2 protein-coding genes are annotated in these 2658 nt (G+C 71.3%); both read left to right on the forward strand.

Annotated elements, in window-relative coordinates:
- Positions 1 to 603: 603 nt before the first annotated feature.
- Positions 604 to 1098 (forward strand): hypothetical protein, encoded by a 495-nt coding sequence (locus tag I59_RS05515; RefSeq protein WP_022903016.1) that lies wholly within the window; start codon positions 604 to 606, stop codon positions 1096 to 1098.
- Positions 1099 to 1166: 68 nt separating this feature from the next.
- Positions 1167 to 2624 (forward strand): sugar porter family MFS transporter, encoded by a 1458-nt coding sequence (locus I59_RS05520; RefSeq protein ID WP_022903017.1) that lies wholly within the window; start codon positions 1167 to 1169, stop codon positions 2622 to 2624.
- Positions 2625 to 2658: the final 34 nt, after the last annotated feature.

Raw genomic sequence — 2658 nt, forward strand, 5'->3', positions numbered from 1 at the left:
CCCGTCCCGTCCATGCGCGCGGCGCGCGCGAGCGGGTCGGACCTGGACCGAGACTCGGGGTGAGCGACAGTTCTCTGGGCGCGCGTGCCGAGGAGTGTCGCTGGGCCCGAGTCTCGGGCCCTGCGATCTGAGCCTCGGGCGCCGTGACGGGCCGCGCGTCAGCGCGCGAGGGGGTCGAGGTTGAGGGTCGTGCCCTCGTAGAGGTACTGGTCGTCGCCGAACACCTGCACGCCCTCGTCACCGCGAGGACCTTGCCGGGGCCGAGCTCGATCGGCTCCGCGGAGTCGGGCCCCGCGGAGGAGTACGTCACGAGGGTGGTGAGCCCGGAAGGATCGACACCGTCGCCGTCGGACACCATGCGGAAGTGGAAGTGGACGCTGCCGAGCGGTGACGCGACGTCCCGTTCCGCGACGACCGTCCCGGCGGCGATGCGGCTCAGCGTCGGTGCGGGCGCGACCGCCTCGGTCGGTTCGGGGGTCGGCGTGCGTGGGTGTGCCGATCGCGTCGGCATCGGTACCGGGTCCGGGCTGCGATGCTGTTCGGGGGAGTCCGTGCACGCGAACCGGTCGTGCGCTGTCGCCCGCAGGCGTTAGCGTCGTCGGCATGGACCGTTCGGAGATCCTCGCCGCCGCCGCGGCTGCCCACGCCGCCCGCATCGCGGAGTCCGGCGGTGACGACGCTGCCGCGCGCGCCCGTGCCGAGTCGATCACCGGGCGCGATGCCCTGACCGACGACGCCGCCCGTGACGCCGCTCGCCGCCGCGCGGGCGAGGCCGACCGGGCCGCCGACCGCACCGAGGGCGCACTGTCCGACTGGCACCGGATGGGCACCCGTCGCGGGGTCACCCCGGACGAGCAGGTCCGCTCCGCTTGGTCGATCGCCGGCGTGCCGGAGCAGGGCGGGACGCGGGCCCTCGCGAACGTGTTGCTCTCCACCGCCGGGCACGCCGGGCGGGTCGCCGACGCAGCCCGTCGTGACCCGAAGCTCGCCGGCGCTGCGAGCGCTGCGGCACGCCGGACGGTTCGTCGGTACACGGACCACGGCGCGGGGATGGCCTCGCTGGGCGACGTCCTCGATGATGACACCATGACCGATTGACAGGACATGGATCGGAGTTACGATCGCTGCACGCGATGAAGCGCGATCACGGACGAAGGAGTCACCGGATGGTCGACATCGAGCAGACCGCACCGAACGCCACCCTGCCCCCGGTCGGGACGGGTCCGCACCGCCGCCGCCTGGGCGTGCTGGCACTCGTCGCCACCTTCGGCGGGCTGCTCTTCGGCTACGACACCGGCGTGATCAACGGTGCGCTGCGCCCCATGCGGACCGAGCTCGGTCTGACGAACCTCACCGAGGGCGTCGTCACGAGCTCGCTCCTGTTCGGCGCGGCGATCGGGGCGATGCTCGGCGGTCGCATCGCCGACGGATGGGGACGTCGGAAGACGATCATCCTGCTCGCCGTGACCTTCTTCGTCGGCACGGTCACGTGCGTCGCGGCACCGAGCTTCGGCGTCATGGTCGTCGGACGGGTGCTCCTCGGCCTGGCGGTCGGTGGCGCCTCGACCGTGGTGCCGGTGTTCCTCGCCGAACTCGCGCCCTACGAGATCCGCGGGTCGCTGTCCGGCCGCAACGAGCTCATGATCGTCATCGGGCAGCTCGCGGCCTTCGTCGTGAACGCGGCCATCGGCAGCCTCTGGGGTGAGGGCGACGGCGTCTGGCGCATCATGCTCGCCGTCTGTGCGCTGCCCGCGATCGCGCTCTTCGTCGGCATGCTCCGGGTCCCGGAGTCGCCGCGGTGGCTGGCCTCGGCGGGGCGGGGCGACGAGGCCCTCGAGGTGCTCCGGCAGATCCGGTCCGAGGAGCGCGCGAGGGCCGAGCTCGCGGACATCGAGCGGACGAACGCCGTCGAGGCCGAGGTGCAGCGCGAGAGCGGCTGGCGTGTCCTCCTCGGCAACGAGTGGCTCGTCCGGATCGTGCTCGTCGGCGCGGGCATCGGCGTCGCCCAGCAGCTCACCGGGATCAACTCGATCATGTACTACGGCCAGACCGTGCTCGTCGAGTCGGGCTTCCAGGAGCAGGCGGCCCTCATCGCCAACATCGCTCCCGGGGTCATCGCGGTGATCGGCGGCTTCATCGCCATCCGCAACATGGAGCGCATCAACCGGCGCACGACGCTCATCCTCGGCTACTCGCTGACCACGCTCTGCCACTTCCTCATCGGCATCGCGTCGATGACCCTGGTCGAGGGCAACCCGGCGCGTCCGTGGGTGATCCTGTTCCTCGTCGTCGCGTTCGTCGGGTCGATGCAGACCTTCCTCAACATCGCCACCTGGGTGATCCTGTCCGAGATCTTCCCGACGCAGATCAGGGCGCTCGGCATGGGCATCGCGGTGTTCTGCCTCTGGATCGCGAACGCGTTCCTCGGGCTGTACTTCCCCTCGATCGTCGCCGCGACCGGGATCACCGGCACCTTCTTCGGCTTCGCGGTCGTCGGGCTCCTCGCCCTGCTCTTCATCTGGAAGTTCGTGCCCGAGAGCCGCGGTCGCACCCTCGAGGAGGTCGAGGAGGGCGTCACCACCGGCAACATCTTCGTGGTCGACAAGAAGCGGGCGCGCGCCTGATCCCGCTCGACGGAGCAACCCACCGACGGGAGGC

It is taken from the genome of Curtobacterium sp. B8, assembly GCF_000333315.1.
Lineage (GTDB): Bacteria > Actinomycetota > Actinomycetes > Actinomycetales > Microbacteriaceae > Curtobacterium > Curtobacterium luteum.

Excerpts from the sequence above, each read along its gene's own strand:
- I59_RS05515 (WP_022903016.1), top strand. The coding sequence starts at position 604 with ATGGACCGTTCGGAGATCCTCGCCGCCGCCGCGGCTGCCCACGCCGCC.
- I59_RS05520 (WP_022903017.1), top strand. The coding sequence starts at position 1,167 with ATGGTCGACATCGAGCAGACCGCACCGAACGCCACCCTGCCCCCGGTC.